This is a genomic window from Pantoea sp. y20, assembly GCF_054903455.1.
Window position 1 is genome coordinate 2,819,689 of the sequence record NZ_CM142816.1, and the last position, 25,509, is coordinate 2,845,197.

Below are 25,509 nucleotides of genomic sequence, written 5' to 3' on the forward strand. Positions count from 1 at the left end.
TGCCGCCCGCTTTTGCATCCGTAAAAGCAGTTTGAATAACCGTCCTGTTGCTGGGTCGCCTGTAGCAGGAACTATTGAAGAGACATCAAATGTTCACTATTAACGCTGAAGTACGTAAAGACCAGGGTAAGGGTGCGAGCCGCCGCCTGCGTGTAGCAAACAAATTCCCGGCCATCATCTATGGCGGAAATGAAGCACCAATTGCTATCGAACTCGACCACGATGCAGTGATGAACGTACAGGTTAAACCTGAGTTCTACAGCGAAGTGCTGACCATCGCGGTTGATGGCAAAGAAGTTAAAGTTAAAGCTCAGGCGGTACAGCGTCATCCGTTCAAGCCAAAACTTTTCCACATCGACTTCGTTCGCGCTTAATCGCTGAATGAGTTGAAGGTAGAAGGGCCGGTTGCGAAACCGGCCCTTTTATTTTAGGCATAAAAAATAACCCGATATCTTCCCTTCCTAAAAACCCCTGTCTTTCATTTCTCTCTGCTTTCGTTTATTTGAGACTGTTCTTTACCGTGAAGCTTTCACAAACCATGGAGAATGCCGTTTTAACATTTCTCCAGAATTTGTCTGCAAGGACTTCAAGTGAAAAAAATAACTGCCTTGGGCTATGGCATCATACTCATCTCATTTTCTGGCTATGCGGGCGTAATGCGTCATGACATTAACGTGCAAGAATACCGTGATTTTGCCGAAAATATGGGTAAATATCGTGTCGGCTTAAGCAATATTCCCATTTTTAAAAAAGATGGCGAGCTGAGTGGTTATCTTGATTTTGCCATGCCCGACCTTAGCAGTGTATCTCGTCGCGGGTTTGCCACATTAATTAATCCATCCTATGTAACCACCACACGGCACGTAACCGCTTTGGGTAGCGTTTATTTTGGCGGTCCTTCTGCTTATTCCACCCGTTATCTTTTTATTAACCGCAATCAATCCGCCGTTCAGGATAATATTCTGCCACGGTTAAACAAAGTTGTAACCGAAGTAGCGCCAATAGATTATGTGGAACGTAATGAGCTTCAGAAAGGACATGGCTCTCGGTATATTGCTTATGTGCGCGCGGGTGCTGGTGAAATGACACAGATCTCGAATGACCTCACTGAGAAAGAGTTCCTGGCCAGTGCCTATAAATGGTTAGCGGGTGGAACAATTAATATTGACACCATTACCTTCAACAAAGAAAAAAATGACGATTTCTATTGGATTCAATATGAACCTGGCCATCAATATTCATCCGCTTTATCAATATCAACCGGCGGCGGTGACAGTGGCAGCCCTATTTATGTCTACGACAATGTTGATAAAAAATGGAAACTTGCTGGTGTACATTATGGTGGTTATGGTAGCGCAACGCCTTATGGTCGCAAAGTTATCTCAACGCGTTTTAATGAAGAATATTTTAATGGGATTATTGCCAACAATATCTCTCCCGATGTCACTGATTTTGCGAATAATGGCCCGATTTACTGGAATGCAGATAAGCTGGTTCAGGGCAGTAAAAACTGGGGTTGGCAAGGTTTAGACAACACATATCGTCACTTGGCGCCAGGCAAAGCCAGCCTTATTGAACTTGATGCAACCAAAGATATTCGCTTTAACGGCGCGGGCGGAGACATTATTCTTAATGAGGCCGTTAATCTGGGAGCAGGCAAACTACAGTTTTCTAATAACTACACCCTGAAATCTGCAGAGAATCTGGGCGCAACCTGGGTGGGCGGCGGCGTTGAAATCGATGAAGGAAAAAAAGTCATCTGGCAAGTGAATGGACTAAAAGATGATGATTTACACAAAATTGGCGGTGGCGTCTTACATATTAATGCTACGGGTGTCAATGAAGGCGGACTGAATATCGGCCATGGGACCGTTATTCTGGATCAACAAAAAGATGCGCAAGGAAATCGCCAGGCATTTTCTCGACTGTATTTAGCGAGCGGTCGGCCTACCGTTATTTTAGCGAGCGAAGACCAGGTTAATCCTGATAACATTTATTTTGGTTATCGTGGGGGGACATTGGATCTTAATGGTAATAATCTCATAATGCGAAAGATTAATCACACGGATAGCGGTGCGGCAGTGATCAATCAGAGTGAGTTAACCTCGGCCAGTCTAACGCTTACAGGGTACTCACGTAGCGATATCAACATTAACACCTGGAGCAGTGTCGACATTGGTAATATTGGTGATATTTATGAATATTATAATTCGAGAACGCAACGTAAAGAGTATTTTCAATTAAAAAAAGAGAAGTATTGGTACTTCCCCACAAATCAGCAGGACAATGAAGACTGGAAGTATCTGGGATATGATCTGGTTCAAGCCGTCGATTATCGACTATCACAGTTAAATGATTTAGTTTTCCGCGGAGACATTGGCACGCGCTCGTCGGATAAAAATAATGGTGCATTAGATGTGAATTTATCTCCGGAGAGTGGAAATACACATTTCGCACTGACCGGTAATATCCATTTAAATGGAAATATCAGCGTCAATAAGGGGACTCTTCTGCTGTCCGGGCAACCCGTTCCTCATGCCGGCGGCCTGATCATTGACAACGATTGGTACACTTCCTCTTTCACCGCCAATAACATTGTAGTCAATGACAATGCACGTTTACAGGTCGGTGAATACGCGCAGGTTAAAGCCGATATCCAGGCGGGCGACAACAGCCAGGTTATCCTTGGCTACCATCCCGACGCTGCTGATGAGCAGCAAATTTTACGCTGCACCTCGCCGGTGCAAAGCACTAAGGGCAGCTGCAAAGTTGCACAGCGAAACGCGGAAGAGTTACGTTTCCTTCCCGCCAGCTCGGTTGAGGGCAATATCACGCTGGGCGATAACGCATTGCTTCATCTTGGCAAAGTCGATTACCACGGCCACATCAACGACAGTCACTCAGCGCGAGTCACCCTGAGCAGTGAAACATTCTGGAACATGAATGGTAACAGCCGCGTGCATCGGATGGATGCAGGTAAAGGCGGTATCATCTCGCTTCTTTCTGCAGATGAAATGGCCTGGACGCCGAAGCTGCTCTCTGTGGAACATCTGACGGCAAATCATCTGCAGCTTGGTTTCGGCATCGCGCCGCAGTCCGCCATTAGCGACAGTTTATACATTGGGTCCAGCGTGCAGGGCGGCAGCAACACCCTCGATCTTGGTTTTATGCTGGGTGAAACCTTCCCCAACCGCATCGCGAAAGAGATCGTGCTGGTGAACGCGCCCGCCGGAACCGCGCACGACTATTTCACGCTACCTCCGGTCAAACGCGGGTTCTCGCTCTATACCGCTGATTATCAGGTTGTGGAAGAGAATGGTCGCGTGAAATGGATCATTGCCAAAACGCCGGATCCGGTGTTACCACCCGATCCGGTAATCGACCCCGATCCGGAGACTCATCCCGAACCCGACATTACGCCTGAACCGGAAGTTAAGCCTGAACCAGAAGTGAAACCTGAGCCCGAGATCACGCCAAATCCGGGTACTGCAGAAGACTGGTTTGAGGTCATTGATAATCAGCCGCTGGTGCAGAGTACTCGCGCCCTGCTCGCTTCGCGCCACTACCTGTTCAGTGAAATCAGCAATATGCTGACCGATCGCGCTCAGCTCCTGCGCGGTAACCATGAAAATAGCGGCGCATGGGCCAGCCTCAGCCAAAATCGCGGCAGAATGGATAGCGTAACGTTAAAAGACAGCAGGCTAGAGATCGGCGCCGATGCGCAAGCGGATGCCTGGCTTTATGGCGTGACCGCCAGTTACAGCCAGGGAAATGCCGGGGACGAAGCCAGCATTAGCCATAAACTGAGCACTCTGGGCCTGTATGCAAGCGGAATGAGCGATGAAGGATGGTTTATGGATCTTGCTGCCAGCTACCTGCATCTGCGTCAGGACATTCACCTTGACCCGGTATTGGGAGTAAAAAGCACCTCAAAAACCAGCCATATGCTGGCAGGCAGTGCAAAATGGGGTAAATCCTACCCTCTGCTGGATGCGTCTTTCACGCTATCGCCTTACCTGAAAGCCAGCGCAGGCTATTTACCGGGTTACACGCTGGAAAGCAGAGAGGCCAGCATTGTCCTGAGTTCAGCCATGCCGTGGGGACTCGCGCCGGGTATTGAAGTCAGCAAGCAGGGGCTCGGTACGCTGCTGCCACGCGTGCGATTCAGCGCCACCGTTGAAAAACAATTTTCACCGGGCCGTTCTGGCTCTTCATTAACCCTTGAGGATCGCCACAGCCGACGCGTTTATGGCGCGCTGGACGACGATCGTTATCGGGTTCATCTGGGTTTAGAAGGGAAAATCAGCGACAACTGGTCAGCGAATATTGGCGCGAAGCATAGCTTTGGTGGCAAGTTCCGCACCGATTCCCTCATCAGCAGTGGCATAAACTATTCGTTCTGATAGAAAAGCCGGGCACTTTGGTGACCCGGCTTTTTTCATTTACTGCTGGTGCGGCGTTGCAGCTGATCGCGCAAATTCGGTGGCGTGCCTTTAATGGTCAGCGTGTCGGTGGTGGGATCCCAGAAGATACGCTCGCCGAGCAGCATGGCATCAAAGTTCAGGGTTAATCCGCCGCCGCTACCCGCAAACTTGGTCAACTGGCGCAAGGTGCTACGATCCGCTGGGAAGGTCTCTTCCAGCTCGTAACCTTGCTCCTGGGTGAAGGCCTGAAACGTTTTTTCTCCCAGCGGCGGTAATTCACTGGAGAGAGCGTGCAGCGCAATCTCTTCGCCGGCCTGCAGCTGATCGTTACAGTAGCTGTAAACCTGCTGACGATAGTTCTGACGCTCGTTTTTATCGAGATCCGATTCGGCGCAGTAATCATCAACCGCTTGCAGCAGCCCACGGTTTTGCGCTTTGGTGTCCAGACCGACGCTAGCGCCAAGGAAATCCATGAAGAAATCCGCTACTTTACGCCCCACGCGACCGCGCAGGAAGGTCAGATAACGGGTGGATTCCGGGTTAGTTTCCCACTCGGTGAGATCGATACGCGCCACAATATCCGCATGATTGATATCAAGATAATGGGTGCTGCTGATATCCAGCTGCTCGTTAACGCGCATGCTCGACTGGCTGTTGAGAACCGCAATCAGCAAATATTCCACGGCCAGATAGCGATAGTGCAAAAACAGCACCACGCCGCCTTCCGCAAACGGATATTTGCTCAGTTCATCACGCAAACGTCCGGTTGCCGCACGGCTAAACGCCAGAAAGTCATCTTCCCCTTTGCGGCAGTTACGCAACGCATCGGCCAGTTCGCTATCTTCGTTAAACAGGCCGTAAGCTTTGCTTTTGGCGCTATAAACCCGGTGCAACTCTTCTGCCATCTCTTCAACCGCGCGGGTTGCAGGCAGCAAGGTGTCGCGCAGTACCAGTTCAAGCTGGTTTTCATCACGTTTAACTAACTGATGCAGGGCAATCTGGTCGATATCCAGACTCATGGTAGACTCTCCTTTTAGCTCAGGCGCGTATTCAAACACCGCCCGCAGCCGCTTTCAACTGCCAGCACAAACTGATCGCTCTGCTTGCGATAAAATTGCGGAAAAAAATGCGTTGTTACGGTAATATACCGCCTTTTCACCCTTGATTAGACGACGATATGCCACAATCATCCCGTTACAGTGACGAACGCGTGGAAAAGCTCCTCGCAGAGATGGCGCAGATTCTTGAAAAAGACAAAGCGCCAACCGACCTTTCCCTGATGGTATTGGGTAACATGGTAACTAACTTGATCAATACCAGCGTTTCACCGGCTCAACGCCGCACACTGGCTCGATCTTTCGCGGATGCGTTGCAGTCATCCGTACGCGATGATAACGCTCATTAATATGCAGATTTGACCTCATAATATGGTAACCAACCGGCAGCGCTACCGTGAAAAAGTCTCCCAGATGATCAGCTGGGGGCATTGGTTTGCCCTGTTTAATATTATCTTCGCGTTAATTTTAGGCAGCCGCTACCTGTTGGTTGCCGACTGGCCCGCGTCACTCGCGGGACGTATCTATGCCTATACCAGCTGGATCGGTCATTTCAGTTTCATCGTCTTCGCCGGTTATCTGCTGATCATCTTCCCGCTCACTTTCGTGGTGATGTCACAGCGATTGCTTAGGGTGTTGTCGGCGATTGTCGCCACCGCCGGGCTGACGTTGATTATGGTCGACAGCGCGGTGTTCAGCCGCTTCCACTTGCACCTCAATCCGGTGGTGTGGGAGCTGGTGATAAACCCTGATCAAAGCGAGATGGCGCGCGACTGGCAGCTGATGTTTATCAGCGTGCCGCTGATTTTCCTCGTCGAAATGCTGTTCGCGACCTGGAGCTGGCAAAAGCTGCGCAGCCTTAATCGGCGCTCGTTCGGTAAGCCGCTGGCTGCGCTGTTTATCAGCGCCTTCTTCGCCAGTCATCTGCTCTATATCTGGGCCGATGCCAATTTCTATCGCCCAATTACCATGCAGCGCGCCAACCTGCCGCTCTCCTATCCAATGACCGCGCGTCGCTTCCTTGAGCGTCACGGTTTGCTGGATGCGCAAGAGTATCAGCGCCGTCTGGTGCAACAGGGTGATCCGGAAGCGTTGTCAGTGCAGTATCCACTGAGTGACATTACCTTCCGCGATGGCGGTACGCGCCACAATCTGCTGGTGCTAACTGTTGATGGTCTGAACAACGCCACGGTGGAAAAAGCACTGCCGTCGCTTCATCAATTCGCCAGTGAGAACGTGCGCTTCACCCAGCACTTCAGCGCGGGGCTACAGCCGGAAAAAGGGTTATTTGGCCTGTTCTACGGCATCTCTTCCAGCTATATGGATGGCGTGTTAGCGTCGCGTACGCCTTCCGTGCTGCTGAATGCGCTAAACGCGCAAGGCTATCAGTTTGGCTTGTTCTCATCGGACGGCTTCAGCCAACCGCTGTATCGTCAGGCTTTATTAGCCGATTACTCGCTGCCGCAGGCCGATACCCAACCGAATAGCACCACGGTGACGCAGTGGCAGAACTGGCTCAATGGCCACAAATCAAACAATGCGCCGTGGTTCTCGTGGATTGCCCTTAACGGTGTGACGGTCAATGGCGACAACCTAAAAGCGCGCCAGCGTAGCTATACGCGTCAGGCAAGCGGTGTCGACGAGCAGATTAAGGCGGTGCTGCAAACCTTGCAGGATCGCGATTTGCTGAAAAATACCGTGGTGGTGATCACGGCGCAGCGTGCGGTCAATCTGGATAGCAACGATGACAATCCAGGCAATCGTGCGACGTTACAGGTGCCGCTGGTGGTGCATTGGCCGAATACGCCAGCGCAAACCATCGATCGCCTGACCGATCAGCAGGATGTGATGACCACGCTGATGCAGCGTTTACTGCACGTGCGCACTAATCCCGCTAACTTCTCGCAGGGTGAAGATCTGTTTGCCGCACAACGCAGCCACGATTGGGTGGCGAGCAGCGAAGATGGCAAGCTGGTAGTGACCACGCCAACCGTGACGCTGGTGCTGAATAACAATGGCAGCTACAGCGCTTACGATGCACAGGGTAACAAACTGAAAGATCATAAACCGCAGCTGGCGTTGTTGCTGCAGGTGCTGACGGAAGAGAAGCGTTTCGTCGCAAACTGATTAATTATGAGGCAGTTAAATGCGGCTCATATTGCAATCGTGCGTAGAAACAGTAATATTCTTCCACGTTCGGCACGTAGCGCAGCCTGGTAGCGCACGGTCATGGGGTGTCCGGGGTCGGAGGTTCAAATCCTCTCGTGCCGACCAAAATCCAAAAAAGCAGCCTTATGGCTGCTTTTTTATTGTTTCTAATTCGGTCTAAACGATTCGATTACCCTGCTTATCTATCACCTTCTCACCATCCTCCTTTCTGAATTCGCCCTGCTGCGCATCGGGAAGAATATCGAGCACGGCTTCTGAAGGCCGGCACAAACGCGTTCCCAGCGGGGAGACAACAATTGGACGGTTAATCAGGATGGGATAATTCAACATCGCCTCGATGAGTTGCTCGTCACTAAAACGCTCTTCAGCCAAACCCAATTTTTCGTAGGGTTCGACATTGTTGCGTAATAAAGCGCGCGCATCGATCCCCATCGCGCTAATCAACGCCTTAAGTTGCTCACGATTTGGCGGAGTCTCAAGATAAAGAATAACGGTAGGTTCAACGCCGCTATTGCGTATTAACGCCAGCGTGTTGCGCGATGTGCCGCAAGCGGGATTGTGATAAATGGTGATGTCAGTCATGGTGCTCTCTTCTTAATGGGACAACGTCAGGCGCAGGGCCAGCGCGCTAAGGGTGACGAGCAGCACGGGCAATGTCATCACGACACCCACGCGGAAGTAATAACCCCAGCTAATGTTGATGTTCTTCTGGTCGAGTACGTGCAGCCATAGCAACGTGGCGAGACTGCCAATCGGCGTAATTTTTGGCCCCAGGTCGCAACCAATAACATTGGCATAAATCATCGCTTCCTTTATCACGCCCTGCGCGCTGCTGGCATCAATCGACAGCGCACCAATCAGCACCGTTGGCATATTATTCATTACTGAAGAAAGCAGTGCCGTCACCAAACCGGTACCCAAGGTGGCGGCCCATAAGCCGTGGCTGGCAATGAGGTTGAGTAAGTCAGAGAGATGTTGCGTCAGCCCGGCATTTTTAAGGCCATAAACTACCAGGTACATGCCGAGCGAAAAAATCACGATCTGCCAGGGCGCGCCGCGTAACACTTTACCGGTGTTAATCGCCTGACCTCTTTTGGCAACGATAAACAGAATTAACGCGCCCAGTGCGGCGATAGCACTGACTGGAATGCCCAGCGGTTCCAGCAGGAAAAATCCCACCAATAGCAATAACAGCACCAGCCAACCGGCTTGAAAGGTAGCGGGATCTTTTATGGCTTCAGCTGGTAGTTTGAGGCGTGAAACCTCATAGCTGGCGGGAATGTCTTTGCGAAAGAAAAGGTGCAGCACTATCAGCGTGGTGATAATAGCGGCAATATCAACCGGAACCATCACCGCCGCGTAAGCGTTGAATCCCAATTTGAAGAAATCTGCGGAAACGATGTTAACCAGATTGGATACGATCAGCGGCAAACTCGCGGTATCGGCGATAAATCCTGCTGCCATGACGAAAGCCAGCGTTGCACCTTTACTAAAGCCCAGTGCCAGCAGCATTGCGATGACGATCGGCGTCAATATCAGAGCCGCACCATCATTGGCGAAAAGCGCGGCAACGCATGCACCGAGCAACACGATATAGGTGAAAAGCAGCCGCCCTCGCCCACTTCCCCAGCGCGCTACGTGCAAAGCGCACCACTCAAAAAAACCGGATTCGTCCAGCAACAGGCTGATGATAATGACGGCGATAAAAGCCGCTGTCGCATTCCAGACGATATGCCACACAGCGGGAATATCGTTTAACTGGATAACGCCGGTCACCAGCGCCAGTAAAGCCCCTATCGTTGCTGTCCAGCCAATGCTCAGGCCGCGCGGCTGCCAGATGACAAACACGATGGTCAAAACAAATATTGCGCCTGCCAGAAACATCACGCCTCCAATGCATTCGAATAATCGAATGTGTTTAATGATTATTCACAACCCGTAGCAGCGGCGTTCTTCAGCGACTCACGCACTTCCTCACGCTGGCTATTCCAGGCCGTATCGATAATCGATGCAGCCCAGGCCGGCATATGCGGAGAAAGGCGATAGTGTATCCACTTGCCTTCACGTCGATCCACAATCAGCTCAGCATCGCGCAGCAAGGCAATGTGGCGTGAAATCTTTGGCTGTGATTGTTGGGTAACTATGCAGAGATCGCAGACACACAACTCTCCGGCCTCTCGTAATAATAAAACGATCGTCGTACGCGTTTCGTCGGCAAGCAGCTTGAAAAGTTGAACAGGAAGCATTGGGCCAGGTTCCAGTAAAAATCTATTACATATGGTAATTCATATGTGTTGGAAGTAAAGGCAGAATATAAAGTCTGGCGATTTCATATGTTTTCCATGCAATAAAGCATTCTCAGATTATCGCCAAAGAAATGCTGATTATTGGCTTTTAATCAGTAACTTACCGAAAGCAACTCAACCCGAGCCAGATCACATTTCTGGATAAATATGACAGCGCTTCATCAATTTGAAACAAAACTGTCACAGACTTCTCTTACTCTTATGGCTCTTGTTTTTTCGATGGAAACCATTATGGTCATCAAAGCAAAAAACCTGCAGGATGCGGAAGAACTCCTGCACTCGGGTATCAATAAAGTTGAACTGGCTTACGATATCGGCAGCGACGATTTCTTCCGTCTCGCCTCGCGCTGGTGCGATCGCGGTGCGCGCATCACCAAAGGCCATCAGCACTTCGTGGTGCAGATTAAAGGCATGGCTATTCCGCCAAATAACTAAAAGTAGGCGAGCCCCTTTGGCTTGCTCTCCATCCGGCTGGCTGGTAAAACTACGTTTTCCGTCAGCCGTGATTTTTTATGTTCGCCTTTGAAACGCCGCTTGCCCTGCCCTCTTCCCCGTTTATCCGCGCTGCTGGCATGTCGCTGGATACATTGCCGATCGCCTGGTGCGAATTCGATCAACATCACTGGCATGCTGAATTGCACCAGGCGTGGCAACTGCCGCTGCCCGCGTCGCTACAGAGCGCGGTGACGAAACGCAAAGCCGAGCATCTGGCGAGTCGCTGGCTGGTGCAGCAAAACTTTGCGCACTTCGGTTTACCGCACTTTGTGTTGTGTAATGCGCCCGATCGTTCACCGTTGTGGCCCGCCGGCATTCAGGCGTCGCTGTCGCATACGCACAGCGTTGCGGTGATGGCTGCGACGCGCGAGCCACTGTGCGTGGGTGTGGATGTTGAGCAGATTATGGCGGAGGAAACCGCCGATGAAACCGCTGGGATGTTGATGAGCCCGGCGGAAAAACAGCGCCTGCTGGCGCGGCCTATGCCCTTTGCCCAGGCCGCTACACTGCTGTTTTCATTGAAAGAGAGTGTGTACAAAGCGCTGTGGCCGCAATTGCATCAGCCAATGGATTTTCTTCAGGCGGAAGTGCTGGAACTGGACGTGCAGCAAGGCCGTGCAACGCTGCGGTTGTGTCAGGATTTTGATGAGTATTTCACCACCAAAGCGCTGCTGCAGGCGCGTTTTTGGCTGGCTGGAGATCGCGTGATTACGCTGCTGACGCATCCACTCCCGACAAAATAAAAAACCGGCTCAGAAATAAACCTGAGCCGGTGACAACACAAGACGACAGAAAAGTGTTCCAGGGACGCAGAAACGAGGATTTCTGCTGGGAGTGACTTTACTCACTCCGCAACTTCTTGCCCAATAAGGGTTTTTGCTAAGCTTTCCCGGCTGGCGTTAATGGCCGGTATCGGTACGTTGCACCGCATCCAGCGTTGCCATCTCGCGTTCGTTACCGGTTAACTCACTTAGTTGACCTTCGCGCATCTCCAGCAAGCGATCGGCGTGAATAAAGTAGTGATCGTCATGACTAATAGCGAACACCGTTTTACCCGATTCCTGTAACCATGGCAGCAGCTCACGATAGAAGATGCGACGGAAATGCGGATCCTGATCCGCCGCCCATTCGTCGAGCAACAGAATATCGCGCTCTTCGGCGGCTGCCAGCAGCAGCGCCAGACGTTTGCTCTGCCCTTTCGACAGTTGCAGATTGAGCACTCTGTTGCCTTCCAGCTTGAGCTTGTCCTGCATCTTCAGACGCTCCAGCCACTGCTGCACCAGCGCAGGATTGGCTGGCTGCCCTTGATCGCCGATGAGGCGATCAAACAGATGCACGTCAGTAAACACCGCCGAGAAATGTTTGCGATAAGCATCGAGGTTTTGCCAATCCACCACCTTGCCATCCAGCAGCAAACTGCCCGATTGCGGCTGATAGAGGCCGGTGAGCAGCATCGCCAGCGTCGATTTTCCGCTGCCGTTGCCGCCAATCAGGAACACCAGCTCGCCGCGGCGTAGCGTCAAATTGATCGGCCCAACCCGGAATCCGTGCTCGCCGTAGTGGAAGCAGACGTCGCGCAGCTCCAGCGTTTGCCAGTCGCTGACTTTTGGCAGCGCCTTGAACGTTTCTTCATAGGGCGCCAGTTCAAACCTGTTGAGCTTGCGAAACGCCACCTGCGCGCTGAGCAGCGTCGGCAAGGCGCCGACCGCCGCCAACAGCGGTGTGCGCAGGAACAGCAGCGTCAGCGAATAAGTTGCCGCCACCGCCGTATTTGCCCAGCCCAGCCCGTTCGCCATAAAGAACACGATGCCAATCGCGCCGAGCATCATGATATTCGACCAGTTCACCGCGCTGAGGTGGAAGGTATCGGCGCGCACGATGTGGTGGCGATAGCTTTTGGCATTCTCCTGATAAACGCTGTCGTAAATAAGCTGCGCACGTTCGCGGTTAAGCTGCAGCTCTTTACGCCCTTCGATAATGGTCTGGAAATCGCGATACAGGTCATCTTCGATTTCACGCAGCTTAGCCATGTGCTGATAAACGCGTGATACCAGCAACCAGCCGCCAACCAGCGTCACCAGCAGCCACAGGCAGGTGATCAACAGCATTTTTGGCGAAAGCCAGGCGAGATAAAGCGCCGAACCGAGCGTAATAATGATGCCCTGAATCAGCTCGGGTAAACGCACGAAGGCGATGGTGATGGCGCGCACATCGCTGGTGAGACCGGCCAGCAGTTGGGCATTGCCAATCTGTTCGATGCGCTCCACGCGCGTATCAAGAATCCGTTTGATGAATTCGCCGCGCAGCCGCCAGACAAAGTGATGGCCGAGCATAGTCAGCGCCAGCTGGGAGCCGAGCGTCACCGCCATTAGCAGGAACAGCTGGCCAAGGAAACTCGGCAGCACCGAAATCGAAGTATTCACCGCGACGATCAGCTCATTATTGATATAGGCAATCAAACCAATACCAAGCACGGCGCTTAACAATGTAAGAAGAATGACGCCAATAAAAGGCCAGCGGTACTGGCGAAAAACGACTTGCAGCAATGCCATCAAAGGGTTCCAGCGGTCAATAAAGCAGCCTGCAGTTTAATGTCGCCTTGGCTGATAGCAAGAATAATTCTCATCTCAAATTTGCCTGAGTAAAATGTTTCTCGCCGCTCGTTTGGTAGCGGCGCGATTTATTGCGAAATGCTTGTCAGATAAGAAGGTATTTTGTTTTGAAAATGCATTATCTGTGCGGGCTCTGACACGTCTGCGCCTCTGGCAAATGAGCCCTTTTCAATAATAAGCACTGAAGTTGATGAGCAGGCCGGGGCCGCTTTTGGGCCGGCAATCCGCAGCGCTGAACGAAGCGAGGAAGCCAGGAGAGCCCGCAGGACGCGGGCGAAAGGCGGAGCCGGGACATGGAAGTCCCGTCTCCGCCGGTCCGTCAGGCAGACGAGCGAAGTGAAGGTACCGCGTAAGCGGCGCGAGGACCGCCGGACCAAAAGTGGCACCGGCCAGCGCCTTCATCAATGGCTTAACAACATGCATTCCAAATTAATTGCGCCGAGACGAAAATGCGCTAAAAAGCACGGCGGAAGGTCAGGTTGTAGCGGAACGCGCCTGCCTGCGGATGAATACCAGGTTTGAGCGGCAGAATGCCGTGATAACGCAGGCGCGATGGCCCGCCCCACACCACGATATCGCCATGTTCCAGCAGCACGCGCTGGGTGGCGTCGCCGCGTTCGAAACCGCCGAACTGGAATACCGCAGGCAATCCCAGTGAAACCGACACAATCGGCTGGCGCAGATCCTTCTCATCTTTATCCTGATGCAGCGTCAGTTTTGCGCCGGGTTCATAGCGGTTAATCAGGCAGGCATCCGGATTGAAACCAGCAAAGCCCGCTTCGCGCGCAGTTTGCTGCGCCAGCTCGCGGAACAGCGCGGGCATCGGCGGCCAATGGTGTCCGCTGTTGCTGTCTTGCTCGGTATATTGATAGCCGCGCGAATCGGTGGACCAGCCAAAATCACCACAGTTGGTCATCGCCACCGACATGCGATGGCCACCGGGCGTGATGCGATGGGCAAAGGGATTTTTCGCGGCGATATCGTGAATCGCCGCCAGCAGCGCGTCGGCCTGTTCGCGGGCACGACGTCGCAGAATCACCGCGCCATCCGCTAGCGGTTCCTGCCACGGCGCTTCGTCACTAAATAAATCCAGCATGTGCGCTTCCTTTATTGAGATGCCTGATCGATGAGGAAGGTTTTAAACTGCGGCGACATCCAGTGAGTAAAACCGTCGCCCTGCTTGCTGATCAAATAGACCGCCAGATGCTCTTTCACCGCTAACGCTTTAGCGCGTTCGCTGCCGAGCACCATCAAACCGGTATCCCAGCCATCCGCTTCCAGCGCGGTGGTGGCTATCACCGTTGCCGACACCAGCTTGTGCTCAATCGGTCTTCCGGTAGTCGGATCGATGACGTGCGAAATGCGTTTGCCATCCAGTTCATAATAGTTGCGATAGCTGCCGGAGGTGCTAATGCCGTGTCCTTGCAGATCGACGCGCGCTTCCACCGCGTTTTCGCGATCGGTGGGTTTCTGGATCGCCACGCGCCACGGCTGCAGATTAGCATTGACGCCACGGCTCAATACTGCGCCGCCCACTGAAACCAGATAATCAGTGATGCCTTGCTGCTCCATCAGACGCGCCAGATGATCGGTGGCATAGCCTTCGCCCATGGTGGAGAGATCGACATACAGGCCGGGCAGATCTTTCTGCAGCCATTGACCGTCCACGCCCTGAATCACGCGCAGATGCTGCAAACCGGTCAGCGCTTTAGCGGCGGCGATTTCTGCCTCGCTGGGGGTATGCGCCGGTTGCTTCGTCGGGCCAAAACCCCACAGATTGACCAGCGGGCCCACGGTGATATCCATCGCACCCGACGTTTTATGCCCGATTCGCAGCGCTTCAGTAACGATGTCCGCCATGTCAGCGCTTACCGGCTGCGGTGCGTTGCCTTGATACTGATTAAAGTGCGACAGCACCGAATCGCTTTTCCACGTCGAGAGTTCGCCGTCATCGCGATCCAGCTGTTGCTGGATCAACTGTTGCAACGCCGCTTTACGCTGCGGATCAACGCCGGCGACGCTGACGCGCCACACGGTGCCCATGGTTTTGCCTTCCAGTACCATCGCAGGTTGGCTGCTGTTTTTTTCGCAACCGCTGAGACCTAATGCCAGCAGGCTAATTAGCAGAATGTTCTGAAAACGCATCAATTCCTCATCTGTAACCCATTACTACAGCCAATTACAAAGCATAACTCGCTTGTAAAGCAGTCTAAAGCTGCTTGATGTTCGATAAACGCTGACACAGGATAACCGGTTCCTGCAACGTTATGCCTACAGGAGCATCAGATGATTTATATGATTATTGCCGTAACCGCCGGGCTGTTTATTTATGGCAGTTTCAAATGTTGGCAGACTTACCGCCATCGCCTGATTCAGCACTATCCTGCACGCCGACGTTAAATTATTGCACCAGAAAATCACCCTTCTGCACCGCTTCAGCGCTGACGCAGTGTAGCAAAGTCGCTACAAGCCGCGTGGCGCGGAGAGCGGTGCGCTGGCATGAATGCTGCATTGTTGAAGATGAGTTGAACTTCAGCGAGGTGCAGAATGGAAAATAGCAAAACACAAAACAGTAAATGGCAGCACTGGCTGAGCTTCTCGGCCTTTACGCTGGCGGGTGTCGCGATGGAAGGCAGCCTGAGCGCCATCACCAACCCGCCGCCGCAACCGGCACCCAAAGCCAAAAAATGGCGCGGTATGCAATAATCGCTACAGTCCCAACTCACTTAGGCCCGGATGATCGTCCGGGCGCGTGCCGGCTGGCCAGTAGAACAGACGCTGATCTGCGCTGATCGGCAGATCATTGATGCAGGCGAATCGCTGAATCATCAAACCATCGGCACCAAAGTGCCAGTTCTCATTGCCATAGCTGCGAAACCAGTTACCGCTGTCATCATGCCATTCATAGGCAAAGCGTACCGCCAGCTTATCTTCATGCCACGCCCATAGCTCTTTGATCAGTCGATAATCCAACTCTTTTATCCACTTACGTTGCAGGAAAGTCACGACTTCTGCGCGTCCATTGACGAATTCACTGCGATTGCGCCAGCGCGTATCTTCGCTGTACACCCGCGAAACACGCTGCGCATCGCAGCTGTTCCAGGCATCTTCCGCCATGCGGACTTTCTGTAACGCGGTTTGTTGATTGAACGGTGGCACCAGCATGTTATTTCTCCCTATTATGTAGACAGGTCTGTCTACTTGATTCATCCTGCCGTATGTAGACAATTCTGTCTACATACAAACGCAGGAATTTTTATGCTTGAGCCTCTGATCTTTGATGCCACCGCCTCCGCGCGCGATCGTATCTTGCTATGCGCGCAGCAGCTGTTTTACCAACAAGGCATTCGCGCCACCGGCGTGGATAAGGTGATTGCGCAAGCGGGCGTGACCAAAGTGACTTTCTATCGTCACTTTCCGGCGAAGAATGCGCTGGTGCTGGCGTTTTTACAGCAGCGCCATCAGCGCTGGATGCTGGCGTTTCGCCATGCGCTGAATCCACATGCGGCATTGATCGATGCGCTGCCCGCGGCGTTACTGAGCTGGTTCAGGGATGACGATTATCGCGGCTGTGCGTTTATCAATACCGCTGCGGAGCTGGGCGACACGTTAGCAGAAGCCAGCGAACTGATTCGTCAACATAAGCGTGAGATGGCGCAGGCGATCAGCGACAAGTTGATGCCCGATCAGCAGGTCAAAACGGCGCAGATTGTGTTGCTGGTTGAGGGCGCGATTGTGCAGGTACAGATTGGCGAGGAGGCGGAACGGGTGGTCGACGTGCTGCGTGCCGCGCTGGATGCGCTGCTGAAAACGGGAGCGTGACCGGCAAGTCACGCTCCATCACCCTTAGAACTGGTAAACCAAGCCCAGTGCTACGACGTCATCGGTATTGATACCGGCTGCGTCGGTGAAGTTGTTGTCGTCCAGCAGGTTGATCTGGTAATCAACGTAGGTCGACATGTTTTTGTTGAAGTAGTAAGTTGCGCCTACATCAATGTATTTCTTCAGGTTCTGGCTGCCGTAACCTTCGATGTCAGAGCCGCGAGAAGAGACAAACGCCAGAGATGGACGCAGGCCGAAGTCGAACTGGTACTGTGCCACCAATTCCCAGTTATCCGCTTTGTTGGCGTAACCGTAAACGGTGCCGCTATCGCTGGCGCCGAAACGCGTCGCGTTGTATGAACGGCTGTACATTGCGGCCAGGTAAACATTGTTAGCGTCATACTTCAGCGCACCGCTGTAAGCTTCGGCTTTATCACCGCGACCCAGGATGTTGGCGGTACGTGGATTGTTACCGTTCTGGTTATTGGTACGGTCAGACTGGAACATCGCTGCACCAATACCGAAACCTGAACCCAGATCGTAAGTGGTGCTCAGGCCGTAGCCGTCACCGTTCTCGCCCAACACATCACGACCAGAGCCAGTAGATTCGGTTGGGTTATCGTTTTTGCCTTGATACTGAACCGCGAAGTTCCAGCCATCGACTAAACCGAAGAAGTTGGTATTACGATAGGTTGCGAGGCCGTTGCTGCGCTGGAACAGGAAGTTGTCCGCGCCGTAGGTATCGCCACCGAACTCTGGCAGAACGTCAGTCCATGCGCCGAGATCGTACATCACGCCGTAGTTACGGCCGTAATCGAATGAACCCGCATCACCAAATTTCAGACCGGCAAAACCAACACGCGTATAGCTGTTCGCGGTGCCTTCGCTTTCTGCGGTGTTCAGTGCAGCCTGGTATTCCCACTGGCCGTAACCGGTCAGCTGATCGGTCACCTGAGTTTCACCTTTGAAGCCAAAACGCAGGTAAGACTGGTCACCGTCTGAGCCAGAGTTATCAGAGAAATAATGCAGACCGTCCACTTTGCCGTAGAGGTCTAATTTGTTGCCATCTTTATTGTAAATTTCAGCTGCGCTTGCTGATCCTGCCACCAGCAATGCAGGAATCATCAGGGAGAGAACGCGACGTTTCATTTTTATTACCCTCTTTAATGTGCCTTTATTTTTGCCACTGCGAACTGAATGATTAAAAATTCAGCCGGCAAGCCATTGTTATTTTATGTTGGGCAATAATCTATCACGAAAATGCTACTAAATTTCCAAAACTGTTTCAGTGTATTAAATAGTTATTTCAGGATGTAAATTCAGGGGAACTAATAACCAGCACAGATAGGTAAAAAATATAGCACTTTTTGACAACACATATTTTAATTGTTTAAAAACATCAAATTACATGAGTTACATTTCCGCACTGAATGACAAAACTCAAACCCATCCAGAGCATACAATCATCTCCGCTATCATCATTTATTTCATTATTACCTTCATTCGCCCCGAATGTTTTGATTTACCCTAATTTCCCGCCGGACCAGATGGTCCGGCATTTTTTTGCCCGCAATTCAGACATCGCCTTATATTGCGTAAAGTTAATTACACGGGTTAAATTAACCACAATAACTGCCGCGCATTATTTGTCTCTTTTCGCACATTTTGTTCAATTCATAGCCTTAAATCGGCAATGTTAATTTCGGCACATAACAAAGATCGCTGCAATAATAGCCGGTGCATATTGTTAACGCTCACGCAGTGATTCCCTGGCTTTATTCAGCGGCTTAAGCAAATAATCCATCACGGTTTTCTGACCGGTTTTAATCTCAACATTCGCCACCATGCCGGGCATGATGGCGAATCTGCGTCCGCTTTTATTGGTCAGCTCGGCTTTTTGCGTGCGCACATAGACGCGATAGTAAAACTCGTCGTGCCGCACCTCGTCCTGCAGCGTATCAGGCGAAACGGTTTCGACTTCCCCGTGCAGATCGCCATAAATCGACGCGTCGTAGGCGGTGATCTTCACCACCGCGGGTAAACCCGGCCGGATATAGCCGATATCGCGTGGATTGATGCGCGTCTCAATCAGCAATTGATCCTCCAGCGGTACAATCTCCATCAACTTGCCCCCCGGCTCCAGCACGCCGCCCACCGTGGTGACGCGCACATCCTTCACAATGCCGCGCACCGGCGAAATCAGCGTAGTGCGCGTCAGCAGATCCTGCTTCCCTGCCGCCACCTGCAGCTGCGCATCCAGTTCACCGTTGTTTTTCACCTGCTCTTCATGGGCGCGCACGTAATAATCGTTGCGCGCTTCGTCGATTTTGCCGCGCAGATCGCTAACCTGGCGACGCAGGCGAATCACATCCACCTTGCCCGCCGCGCCGCGCAGCATCAGCGGCTCCGTCACGTTGAGTTCTGCCTGCACCAGCGCAAGAGATTGCTGTAAATTGCCGATGGTCTCGACAAAATTTTGTCGCCGCGCCTGATAGAGCTGCGTTTCACGCGCCACCAGTTCGGGATGTTGCAGGATATCGGCACTGAACTTCAGCGGCGTGTCGCTGAGCTCGGCCTGTAAACGTTCAGAGGAGGCACGCAGCGTGCGCACCCGCGCAATCGCCTCACCAAAGTTGGTTTGAAAGCGCGTGGGATCGAGTGTTGCCAGCACCTCGCCGCGCTGCACAATATTGCCTTCGTGCACATTGAGCTGTTTGACGATGCCGCCATCAAGGCTATCAATGATCTGCGCGCGGCTGGAAGGCGTGACTTTGCCGATGCCGACCGTGACTTCGTCCAGCACCGCAAAGTACGCCCACAGCAGAAATAGCAGCAGCGCCACCACGCACAGCCAGATGATCGCCGAGGTGCGACGCTCACGCCGCGTCAGATCTTTATCCAACAGCACCACGCTCATGCCGCATCTCCTTTTTTACTGGCGGCGTGACGCAGAATCTCGTCGCGCGCGCCATCGGCCACGATGCGGCCGTTATCCATCACGATAATGCGATCAACCATGCGCAGCAGCGCGGGACGATGCGTGACCAGTACCAGCGTGCGCCCGGTGACCCATTGCGCCAGCTGACGAATCACCTGCGCTTCCAGCTGTTCATCCATCGCCGCGGTCGGTTCGTCCAGCAAAACCACCTGCGGCTGGCGCAGAATCAACCGGCTGAGCAGCACCATTTGCCGCTGGCCGCCGGACAAGCCGCGTCCGCCTTCATGAATAATGCGATCGAGGCTGGCGGCGTCCTGCTGCACCAAAGCTAACGCGCCGCTAATGCGCAGCGCCTGCAGCATCTCCTGCTCGCTGGCGTGCGGATTACCGAGCAGCAGGTTCTGGCGCAGCGTGCCGAAAAACAGCCGCGCATCCTGCGACAGCCAGCCAAGCTGACGCCGCAGATCGACCGGATCGATGCAGGTGAGATCGACGCCGTCCACCAGCACTTTGCCCTGGCTGGCGCGCGCCTGACCGGCCAGCATCTTCAGCAGCGTCGATTTGCCCGCGCCGACTTTACCGAGAATCGCCACGCGTTCGCCGGGCGCGATCTGCAACTGCGGAATGTTGAGCACGCTATTACCGCTCTCCTCTTCGTAGCGGTAATGTACATTTTGCAGCAGATAGTGGCCGCTGAGCACCGGACAGTGCGCCAGCGTGGCGTGATCGGGTTGGTCGAGCGGCTTCTTTAACAGTTCATCCAGCCCTTTCATCGCCGATTTCGCGTGCTGCCAGCGCGAAAACACCATGGTGAGCTGCATCAGCGGCGCGATGGTGCGTGATGAGAGCAAGCTGCACGCCACCAGCGTGCCGGTGGTGATCTGATTGTCGAGCACCAGATAGACGCCGAACACCAACATGCCGGCATAGGTGAGCTGCTGCACGCTAGCCGACCAACCGGTGAGGCGCGCGCCCCATAAACGTTGCTGATTACTGATGGCCGCGCTAACTTCGTGCGTTTGCTCCCACTGGCGCTGAAAATAGGGTTCCGCTTGCAGCGCTTTGATATCCTCTACACCTTCTAAGGTTTCCACCAGCACCGCCTGACGCAGCGCGCTTTCCCGCAACCCTTCCTGCGCCAGCCGCGCCATCGGGATCTGCACCAGTAAGCCAGGAATGACGATCAGCGGGATTGCCAGTAACGGAATCAGCACCAGCCAGCCGCCAATCGACGCCATGATCAGCAGAAACAGCAGCACAAACGGCAGGTCGGCGGCGGCATTCACCGTGGTGGACGTCAGCAGCTCGCGGACCTGATCAATTTCACGCAGTTGGGCAATAAAGGAGCCGGTGGAACGCGGACGCGCTTCGTTGCGGATGTTCATCGCCCGCGCAAACAGCATGGCGGATATTTTCAGGTCGATGCGTTTGCCCATCAGATCAGAAACCTGGGTGCGCATGAGGCGAATCAGATACTCAATGGCGGCCGCCAGCACCACGCCGGCGAACAACACCCACAACGTTGGCAGCGACTGCGCCGGAATCACCCGATCGTACACCTGCATAGAAAACAGAATGCCCGCCAGCGCCAGCACGTTACCGACCAGCGAGGCCAGGCTGATCTCCGCGATGCGCCGCTTCATGCCACGAAAGTGATGCCAGAACCAGTGCGGCTGATACGGCTGTACAAACTCGTCGATGCGCGCATCACGCGCCCGCGCCGCCACACCAACGACGCCAACCTGTATGTCGGCCTGCATGAGCAAATCCTGCAGCTGACCTGCGCGCACCACATCACCACTTTCACTCAGCCAGTAACGCACGCCACCGTTGCTATCCACCTCTTCTATCAACGCCACGCTGCCGTTTTCCAGCAGCAGCAATACCGGCACAATTTCCTGCCGCCAGCGCAGTTTGCTGTGCGGCACCAGCATCAAATGCAGGCCTAACAGCCGGGCTAAACGTTCTAACTGTTGCGTCGGGGCCAGATGTTGAAACCAGCGCATCTGCTGGCGCAGCGTGCTGCCGTCCGCCGGTTTACCGAAGCGTGCCGCCACGCGCAGCATCGCCGCGATGCCGTTGTCGCTGTTAAAGGGTTGTGCTGTCATCCCTGTTGTCCCGTGAGCAATGAGAGTGGGCTGGCAACCGCTAGCCGATGTTGCTAGCGGTTGATGGCGGATTACGCCAGGTTCTGAACCTGATGTTGCTGCAGATGGTCGCCGAGGGTGTAACTGCTATCGCTGGCGTTGTAGTGACTCTCCGTGGCGCGCGCATCGCTGGGTTGAGCGGCGGCACTGTCGCCTGCGTCGACCAGTTGCGTATTCAGTGGCTCGCTGCTGACGCTGGCGGCCGCCTCATGGCTATCGATGGTCACCGGCTGCGTCGCCATCGCCACATTGCCTGCTTTGTCCTGCGCGCTGACCTTCATTTGGTAGCTGCCATCATCCAGCGGTGCCAGCTGACCCGCCAAAATGGTCAGCGCCCAGTTGCCGTCGGCTTTAACCGTGGCGGTGTAACTCTGATCGCCCAGCGTCAACGTCACAAGGCTGCCCTGATCGAGATGGCTACTGCTGCCCTGAATCAGATGCCAGCTATTCAGCTCCGCCGCATCCAGCACCCCGTCGCCAAACGGTTGATTCAGCGTAATGGTCGGCACCTGATGCGTGGCAACGTTGAACAGGTTCTCAATAATCTGCGTGTCGTGGTTGCCGTACTCATCCCAGCGCGTGGCCAGCGCCGACACTTCGCCATCCGGCAGCGCCTGCAGATCTTCGGCGCTGATGGTGACCATGCCGTTGACCGGCGTGTAGTTTTTGCCGTTGAGCGTCAGCTCCTTCACGCCTTCGAGATAGAAACTGAGATCGTGCTGCGCTTCCTGCTGATTCAGCGTGGTATCGCCGCCAATATTGATTTCGTAATAGATGTCTGGCAGTTGGGTAACCACGTTCAGTTCCAGCATTGCGTCGGTGCTGTTGCCAGCGCCATCCTGCGCATACACCCGGATTTCGCCCAATGAAATAAAGCTCGCCACTTCACTGGCCGGAATCGTTACCTGCCAGTGACCGTCGCTGCCAATCTGCGCGTGATAGACCGCATCTCCACTGCACAGCAACAGCTGCTGGCCCGGTACCACCACCGAGAGATCGCCGCTAAAGGTGAGATCGTTTTGGCTCTCTTCTTTATTGATCACGTTGTCTACTGTGACCTTATCGAAGCTGATGTGCGGCAGGCTGCTAACGTGGGTAATTAAGGTGACATCCTGCAGATAAGCGGTGGTTTTGCCGTTAGGATCGGTAGCGCTGACTTTCAGGCTGTAGACGCCATCCTGTAACGCCTGAAGATCCTGTGAAGGAATAGCGGCGGTCCATTCGCCTTTATCGTTAACGCCGCCAGAGTATTTTTTCCCGGCTAAAATCACCGTGATATGGCTGTTCGCCGGCATGTGCGTAACACTGCCGTGCACCTCCACGCCGTAAATGCCTTCTGCCACGCTGACCGCGTTATCACCGCTGATCGGATCCAACGTCAGCGTAGGCTTGATGGTTTTATCTACGTAAACCCCAAAGCCCACCTGCGTATCGGTGCTATTACCGGCTTTGTCGGTGAGGGTTAGCGTCAGCGAATAAGCACCGTCGGACAATCCGTTGAGCACCGACGGCGGCATCGAAGCATTCCAGTAACCCCATTTATTTACCGTGCTGTGCCAGACTTCGCCGTTAAAGGTCAGCGTTACGGTGGCGCCTGGCTCAGATTCGGCGCGACCTCGCAGGTGAATATTCCTGCCGGATTCCCATGCGGCAATCACGCCATCTTGTGCAATAGGTTCATAAGGACGTAACGGCGCGGGCGGCGTAGTATCCACGCTGCGCGTTTGCAAAGATGATGTGTCGTCTGCCAGCGGATAAAGAGTGACCGCAGAGTGCAGAATCGCCGCTAATTGTTGTTCGGATTGACGTGAAGACATAGGTAACCTCGTTACAGGGAAGGTATTGCAACGGTCATTAAGCTTATTAATGTTTTAAGCGTACCGGTGCGCCATACAGGCCATTAATCAATGGCCCGCTTCGCCTGATGAAAACGGGTTACCCGCAGGTAACAAGGACTAAAATAAGGCACAGCAAAATTCTCCCAAAGGGGGAGAAATAATCTCGATCTCGCTATATTCCGCATCGGGAGCTGATGGGATGACTAACATATCGGTTTTACGTGGTCGCTGCCTATTGGCGAAAATCCGGAAATGCATGCTTTGCGACAGCGCCAAAAAATTGACGTCCAGGCCGCATGTGGCGCGGAATCTTTCATCAGTATACTGCATCATTCGGCAGAAAAAATTTTACTTAAGTCACTCCAGTAATCATTGGCACATGCCAGGAAAGTTCTGGAAAAGCGCAGCGATGCGTAAAAAATCGGTAATATGCCTGTTTCTGGCGTTTAATCGCTGCCATCTGATAGGGTCTGATGCGCGGTGTGACATGCGCTTTGATGCTAAACTTCGTCGCTTCACCCGCTAATGAAAACTACTCTTTATGACAGCACTGGACGCCGCGCCGCAAAATAAATTGCATCACCGTGTCAACCTCGGGACACGTATCGTTTTCCTTATCGCTGGATTGGGCATGTCCGCATGGGCACCGCTGGTGCCGTTCGCCAGCCAGCGTCTGGCATTGAGCGGCGCATCATTGGGCGGTTTGCTGCTGTGTTTGGGAATTGGCTCGCTGGCGGCGATGCCGATTACCGGCGGTTTGATTGCGCGCTTCGGTGGTCGTCGGGTGATGTTGTGCTCCACGCTGGTGGTGCTGGCGATGTTACCGCTGCTGGCAACGCTTGATGTGATGTGGCTGATGGCCGCCACTTTAATGGTGTTTGGTGCCGGACTCGGCATGCTGGATGTCGCGATGAACGTGCAGGCGGTCGAAGTGGAAAAAGCCGCACGCAAGCCGATGATGTCCGGTTTCCACGGCTTCTTTAGCCTCGGCGGGATTATCGGCGCCGGTTCCGTCAGCCTGTTACTCGGCAGCGGCCTGACGCCGTTACAAGCCGTAGGCGCGGTGATGGTGCTGATTGTGCTGCTGCTGGTGTGGAGCCTGCCGACGCTGATGACCGAACGCCTGCATCAGCCCGATCAGCCGTGGCTGGTTATTCCGCGCGGTTGGGTGGCATTCCTCGGTTTACTCTGCTTTATTCTGTTTCTTGCCGAAGGTGCGGTGCTGGATTGGGGCGCGCTGTTGCTGCTGCAAAGCCCGGAGATGAGCCCGGCGCACGCTGGTTTAGGTTATGCGGTGTTCTCGGTGGCAATGACCATTGGTCGTCTGACCGGCGATAAAGTGATTCAGCGCTTCGGACGTTATCCGGTGATGTTGACCGGTGCGTTAGCCGCTGCCGCAGGCATGACGCTGGCGGTGTTGCTGCCGTGGCCGCAAATTGCGCTGCTGGCTTTCCTGCTGGTGGGTTTTGGCCTCGCCAATACGGTGCCGATGTTGTTCAATGCTGCCGGGAATCAACACGATATGCCGTCGAATCTGGCGATTTCGGCCATGACAACGTTAGGCTATGCAGGTATTCTTTCAGGTCCGGCTTTAATCGGATTAATTTCCCAGTGGATCAGCCTGAGTGGTGCATTTTTGCTTATCGCTCTGCTGCTGCTGGCCGTCGCTGCCAGTGCCCGACGGGTTGCGCGCTAATTCCATG

At 53.6% G+C, this 25,509-nt stretch carries 21 protein-coding genes and 1 tRNA gene; 10 read left to right on the forward strand and 12 right to left on the reverse strand.

Annotation, left to right across the window (positions count from 1 at the left end; all coding sequences use genetic code 11):
• Positions 1-89: 89 nt before the first annotated feature.
• Together rplY and ACYAC5_RS13160 are read left to right on the forward strand one after the other, a co-directional pair.
• Complete coding sequence (gene rplY / locus ACYAC5_RS13155; protein WP_101763688.1) at positions 90-374, forward strand: 50S ribosomal protein L25; 285 nt, start codon at positions 90-92, stop codon at positions 372-374.
• Between the two features lie 216 nt (positions 375-590).
• On the forward strand, positions 591-4,403 hold the full coding sequence (locus ACYAC5_RS13160) for a S6 family peptidase (RefSeq protein WP_462061894.1): 3,813 nt from the start codon (positions 591-593) through the stop codon (positions 4,401-4,403).
• A gap of 35 nt (positions 4,404-4,438) precedes the next feature.
• Here ACYAC5_RS13160 and yejK read toward each other — a convergent pair whose 3' ends face one another.
• Complete coding sequence (gene yejK / locus ACYAC5_RS13165; protein WP_462061895.1) at positions 4,439-5,443, reverse strand: nucleoid-associated protein YejK; 1,005 nt, start codon at positions 5,441-5,443, stop codon at positions 4,439-4,441.
• A 158-nt stretch (positions 5,444-5,601) separates the two neighbouring features.
• Between yejK and ACYAC5_RS13170 the strand changes: the two genes are divergently transcribed.
• The 3 genes from ACYAC5_RS13170 to ACYAC5_RS13180 all read left to right on the forward strand — a co-directional run bounded on the left by ACYAC5_RS13170 (position 5,602) and on the right by ACYAC5_RS13180 (position 7,753).
• Positions 5,602-5,829, forward strand: coding sequence for a YejL family protein (locus ACYAC5_RS13170; protein WP_036648480.1), 228 nt, complete (start codon positions 5,602-5,604; stop codon positions 5,827-5,829).
• A gap of 22 nt (positions 5,830-5,851) precedes the next feature.
• On the forward strand, positions 5,852-7,606 hold the full coding sequence (gene yejM, locus ACYAC5_RS13175) for an LPS biosynthesis-modulating metalloenzyme YejM (RefSeq protein WP_101763685.1): 1,755 nt from the start codon (positions 5,852-5,854) through the stop codon (positions 7,604-7,606).
• A 70-nt stretch (positions 7,607-7,676) separates the two neighbouring features.
• Positions 7,677-7,753 (forward strand) — tRNA-Pro (locus ACYAC5_RS13180).
• Positions 7,754-7,804: 51 nt separating this feature from the next.
• On the opposite strand, the gene arsC is transcribed toward ACYAC5_RS13180, so the two are convergent.
• From arsC to ACYAC5_RS13195, 3 genes are read right to left on the reverse strand one after another with little or no spacing between them, the layout of a single operon-like run.
• Positions 7,805-8,230: a glutaredoxin-dependent arsenate reductase gene (gene arsC, locus ACYAC5_RS13185; RefSeq protein ID WP_354468160.1), complete on the reverse strand. Its 426-nt coding sequence runs from the start codon at positions 8,228-8,230 to the stop codon at positions 7,805-7,807.
• Between the two features lie 12 nt (positions 8,231-8,242).
• Positions 8,243-9,532, reverse strand: coding sequence for an arsenic transporter (locus ACYAC5_RS13190; RefSeq protein ID WP_309833890.1), 1,290 nt, complete (start codon positions 9,530-9,532; stop codon positions 8,243-8,245).
• A 41-nt stretch (positions 9,533-9,573) separates the two neighbouring features.
• Positions 9,574-9,894, reverse strand: coding sequence for a metalloregulator ArsR/SmtB family transcription factor (locus ACYAC5_RS13195; RefSeq protein ID WP_462061896.1), 321 nt, complete (start codon positions 9,892-9,894; stop codon positions 9,574-9,576).
• Between the two features lie 291 nt (positions 9,895-10,185).
• Between ACYAC5_RS13195 and ACYAC5_RS13200 the strand changes: the two genes are divergently transcribed.
• Complete coding sequence (locus tag ACYAC5_RS13200; RefSeq protein WP_008105079.1) at positions 10,186-10,389, forward strand: hypothetical protein; 204 nt, start codon at positions 10,186-10,188, stop codon at positions 10,387-10,389.
• Between the two features lie 77 nt (positions 10,390-10,466).
• Positions 10,467-11,192 (forward strand): 4'-phosphopantetheinyl transferase family protein, encoded by a 726-nt coding sequence (locus tag ACYAC5_RS13205; protein WP_350260922.1) that lies wholly within the window; start codon positions 10,467-10,469, stop codon positions 11,190-11,192.
• Positions 11,193-11,348: 156 nt separating this feature from the next.
• On the opposite strand, the gene ACYAC5_RS13210 is transcribed toward ACYAC5_RS13205, so the two are convergent.
• The 3 genes from ACYAC5_RS13210 to apbE all read right to left on the reverse strand — a co-directional run bounded on the left by ACYAC5_RS13210 (position 11,349) and on the right by apbE (position 15,206).
• Positions 11,349-13,001 carry a multidrug ABC transporter permease/ATP-binding protein gene (locus ACYAC5_RS13210; RefSeq protein WP_192411485.1) on the reverse strand — a complete coding sequence of 551 codons (1,653 nt, stop codon included), beginning with the start codon at positions 12,999-13,001 and terminating at the stop codon, positions 11,349-11,351.
• Positions 13,002-13,515: 514 nt separating this feature from the next.
• Positions 13,516-14,157, reverse strand: coding sequence for a DNA oxidative demethylase AlkB (gene alkB / locus ACYAC5_RS13215; protein ID WP_192411484.1), 642 nt, complete (start codon positions 14,155-14,157; stop codon positions 13,516-13,518).
• A gap of 11 nt (positions 14,158-14,168) precedes the next feature.
• Positions 14,169-15,206, reverse strand: coding sequence for an FAD:protein FMN transferase ApbE (gene apbE / locus ACYAC5_RS13220; protein WP_462061898.1), 1,038 nt, complete (start codon positions 15,204-15,206; stop codon positions 14,169-14,171).
• A gap of 402 nt (positions 15,207-15,608) precedes the next feature.
• Between apbE and ACYAC5_RS13225 the strand changes: the two genes are divergently transcribed.
• On the forward strand, positions 15,609-15,767 hold the full coding sequence (locus ACYAC5_RS13225) for a hypothetical protein (protein WP_168197464.1): 159 nt from the start codon (positions 15,609-15,611) through the stop codon (positions 15,765-15,767).
• A 3-nt stretch (positions 15,768-15,770) separates the two neighbouring features.
• On the opposite strand, the gene ACYAC5_RS13230 is transcribed toward ACYAC5_RS13225, so the two are convergent.
• Positions 15,771-16,226: a nuclear transport factor 2 family protein gene (locus tag ACYAC5_RS13230; protein ID WP_192411482.1), complete on the reverse strand. Its 456-nt coding sequence runs from the start codon at positions 16,224-16,226 to the stop codon at positions 15,771-15,773.
• Between the two features lie 93 nt (positions 16,227-16,319).
• Here ACYAC5_RS13230 and ACYAC5_RS13235 point away from each other — a divergent pair, with 93 nt between their 5' ends.
• Positions 16,320-16,883, forward strand: a complete 564-nt coding sequence (locus ACYAC5_RS13235) for a TetR/AcrR family transcriptional regulator (protein WP_192411481.1) — start codon at positions 16,320-16,322, stop codon at positions 16,881-16,883.
• Between the two features lie 24 nt (positions 16,884-16,907).
• Here the strand turns inward: ACYAC5_RS13235 and ompC are convergent, their stop codons facing one another.
• The 4 genes from ompC to ACYAC5_RS13255 form a co-directional block, all read right to left on the reverse strand.
• Positions 16,908-18,032: a porin OmpC gene (ompC, locus tag ACYAC5_RS13240; protein WP_101763675.1), complete on the reverse strand. Its 1,125-nt coding sequence runs from the start codon at positions 18,030-18,032 to the stop codon at positions 16,908-16,910.
• A 598-nt stretch (positions 18,033-18,630) separates the two neighbouring features.
• On the reverse strand, positions 18,631-19,800 hold the full coding sequence (locus tag ACYAC5_RS13245) for an HlyD family efflux transporter periplasmic adaptor subunit (RefSeq protein WP_192411480.1): 1,170 nt from the start codon (positions 19,798-19,800) through the stop codon (positions 18,631-18,633).
• The gene (locus tag ACYAC5_RS13250) at positions 19,797-21,929 is read right to left on the reverse strand and encodes a type I secretion system permease/ATPase (protein ID WP_192411479.1); all 2,133 of its coding nucleotides are present in this window, start codon (positions 21,927-21,929) and stop codon (positions 19,797-19,799) included. Before ACYAC5_RS13250 ends, ACYAC5_RS13245 begins: the two co-directional genes overlap by 4 nt.
• A 71-nt stretch (positions 21,930-22,000) precedes the next feature.
• A complete protein-coding gene (locus tag ACYAC5_RS13255; protein ID WP_192411478.1) occupies positions 22,001-23,785 on the reverse strand; it encodes an Ig-like domain-containing protein in 1,785 nt (594 codons plus the stop codon).
• 562 nt (positions 23,786-24,347) lie between these two features.
• On the opposite strand from ACYAC5_RS13255, the gene ACYAC5_RS13260 reads away from it, so the two are divergent.
• On the forward strand, positions 24,348-25,502 hold the full coding sequence (locus tag ACYAC5_RS13260; protein WP_110866581.1) for an MFS transporter: 1,155 nt from the start codon (positions 24,348-24,350) through the stop codon (positions 25,500-25,502).
• The last annotated feature ends 7 nt before the right edge of the window (positions 25,503-25,509 follow it).

Coding starts and splice junctions, on each gene's coding strand:
- rplY (WP_101763688.1), top strand. CDS start 90: ATGTTCACTATTAACGCTGAAGTACGTAAAGACCAGGGTAAGGGTGCG.
- yejK (WP_462061895.1), bottom strand. CDS start 5,443: ATGAGTCTGGATATCGACCAGATTGCCCTGCATCAGTTAGTTAAACGT.
- ACYAC5_RS13170 (WP_036648480.1), top strand. CDS start 5,602: ATGCCACAATCATCCCGTTACAGTGACGAACGCGTGGAAAAGCTCCTC.
- yejM (WP_101763685.1), top strand. CDS start 5,852: ATGGTAACCAACCGGCAGCGCTACCGTGAAAAAGTCTCCCAGATGATC.
- arsC (WP_354468160.1), bottom strand. CDS start 8,230: ATGACTGACATCACCATTTATCACAATCCCGCTTGCGGCACATCGCGC.
- ACYAC5_RS13190 (WP_309833890.1), bottom strand. CDS start 9,532: ATGTTTCTGGCAGGCGCAATATTTGTTTTGACCATCGTGTTTGTCATC.
- ACYAC5_RS13195 (WP_462061896.1), bottom strand. CDS start 9,894: ATGCTTCCTGTTCAACTTTTCAAGCTGCTTGCCGACGAAACGCGTACG.
- ACYAC5_RS13200 (WP_008105079.1), top strand. CDS start 10,186: ATGGTCATCAAAGCAAAAAACCTGCAGGATGCGGAAGAACTCCTGCAC.
- ACYAC5_RS13205 (WP_350260922.1), top strand. CDS start 10,467: ATGTTCGCCTTTGAAACGCCGCTTGCCCTGCCCTCTTCCCCGTTTATC.
- ACYAC5_RS13210 (WP_192411485.1), bottom strand. CDS start 13,001: ATGGCATTGCTGCAAGTCGTTTTTCGCCAGTACCGCTGGCCTTTTATT.
- alkB (WP_192411484.1), bottom strand. CDS start 14,157: ATGCTGGATTTATTTAGTGACGAAGCGCCGTGGCAGGAACCGCTAGCG.
- apbE (WP_462061898.1), bottom strand. CDS start 15,206: ATGCGTTTTCAGAACATTCTGCTAATTAGCCTGCTGGCATTAGGTCTC.
- ACYAC5_RS13225 (WP_168197464.1), top strand. CDS start 15,609: ATGGAAAATAGCAAAACACAAAACAGTAAATGGCAGCACTGGCTGAGC.
- ACYAC5_RS13230 (WP_192411482.1), bottom strand. CDS start 16,226: ATGCTGGTGCCACCGTTCAATCAACAAACCGCGTTACAGAAAGTCCGC.
- ACYAC5_RS13235 (WP_192411481.1), top strand. CDS start 16,320: ATGCTTGAGCCTCTGATCTTTGATGCCACCGCCTCCGCGCGCGATCGT.
- ompC (WP_101763675.1), bottom strand. CDS start 18,032: ATGAAACGTCGCGTTCTCTCCCTGATGATTCCTGCATTGCTGGTGGCA.
- ACYAC5_RS13245 (WP_192411480.1), bottom strand. CDS start 19,800: ATGAGCGTGGTGCTGTTGGATAAAGATCTGACGCGGCGTGAGCGTCGC.
- ACYAC5_RS13250 (WP_192411479.1), bottom strand. CDS start 21,929: ATGACAGCACAACCCTTTAACAGCGACAACGGCATCGCGGCGATGCTG.
- ACYAC5_RS13255 (WP_192411478.1), bottom strand. CDS start 23,785: ATGTCTTCACGTCAATCCGAACAACAATTAGCGGCGATTCTGCACTCT.
- ACYAC5_RS13260 (WP_110866581.1), top strand. CDS start 24,348: ATGACAGCACTGGACGCCGCGCCGCAAAATAAATTGCATCACCGTGTC.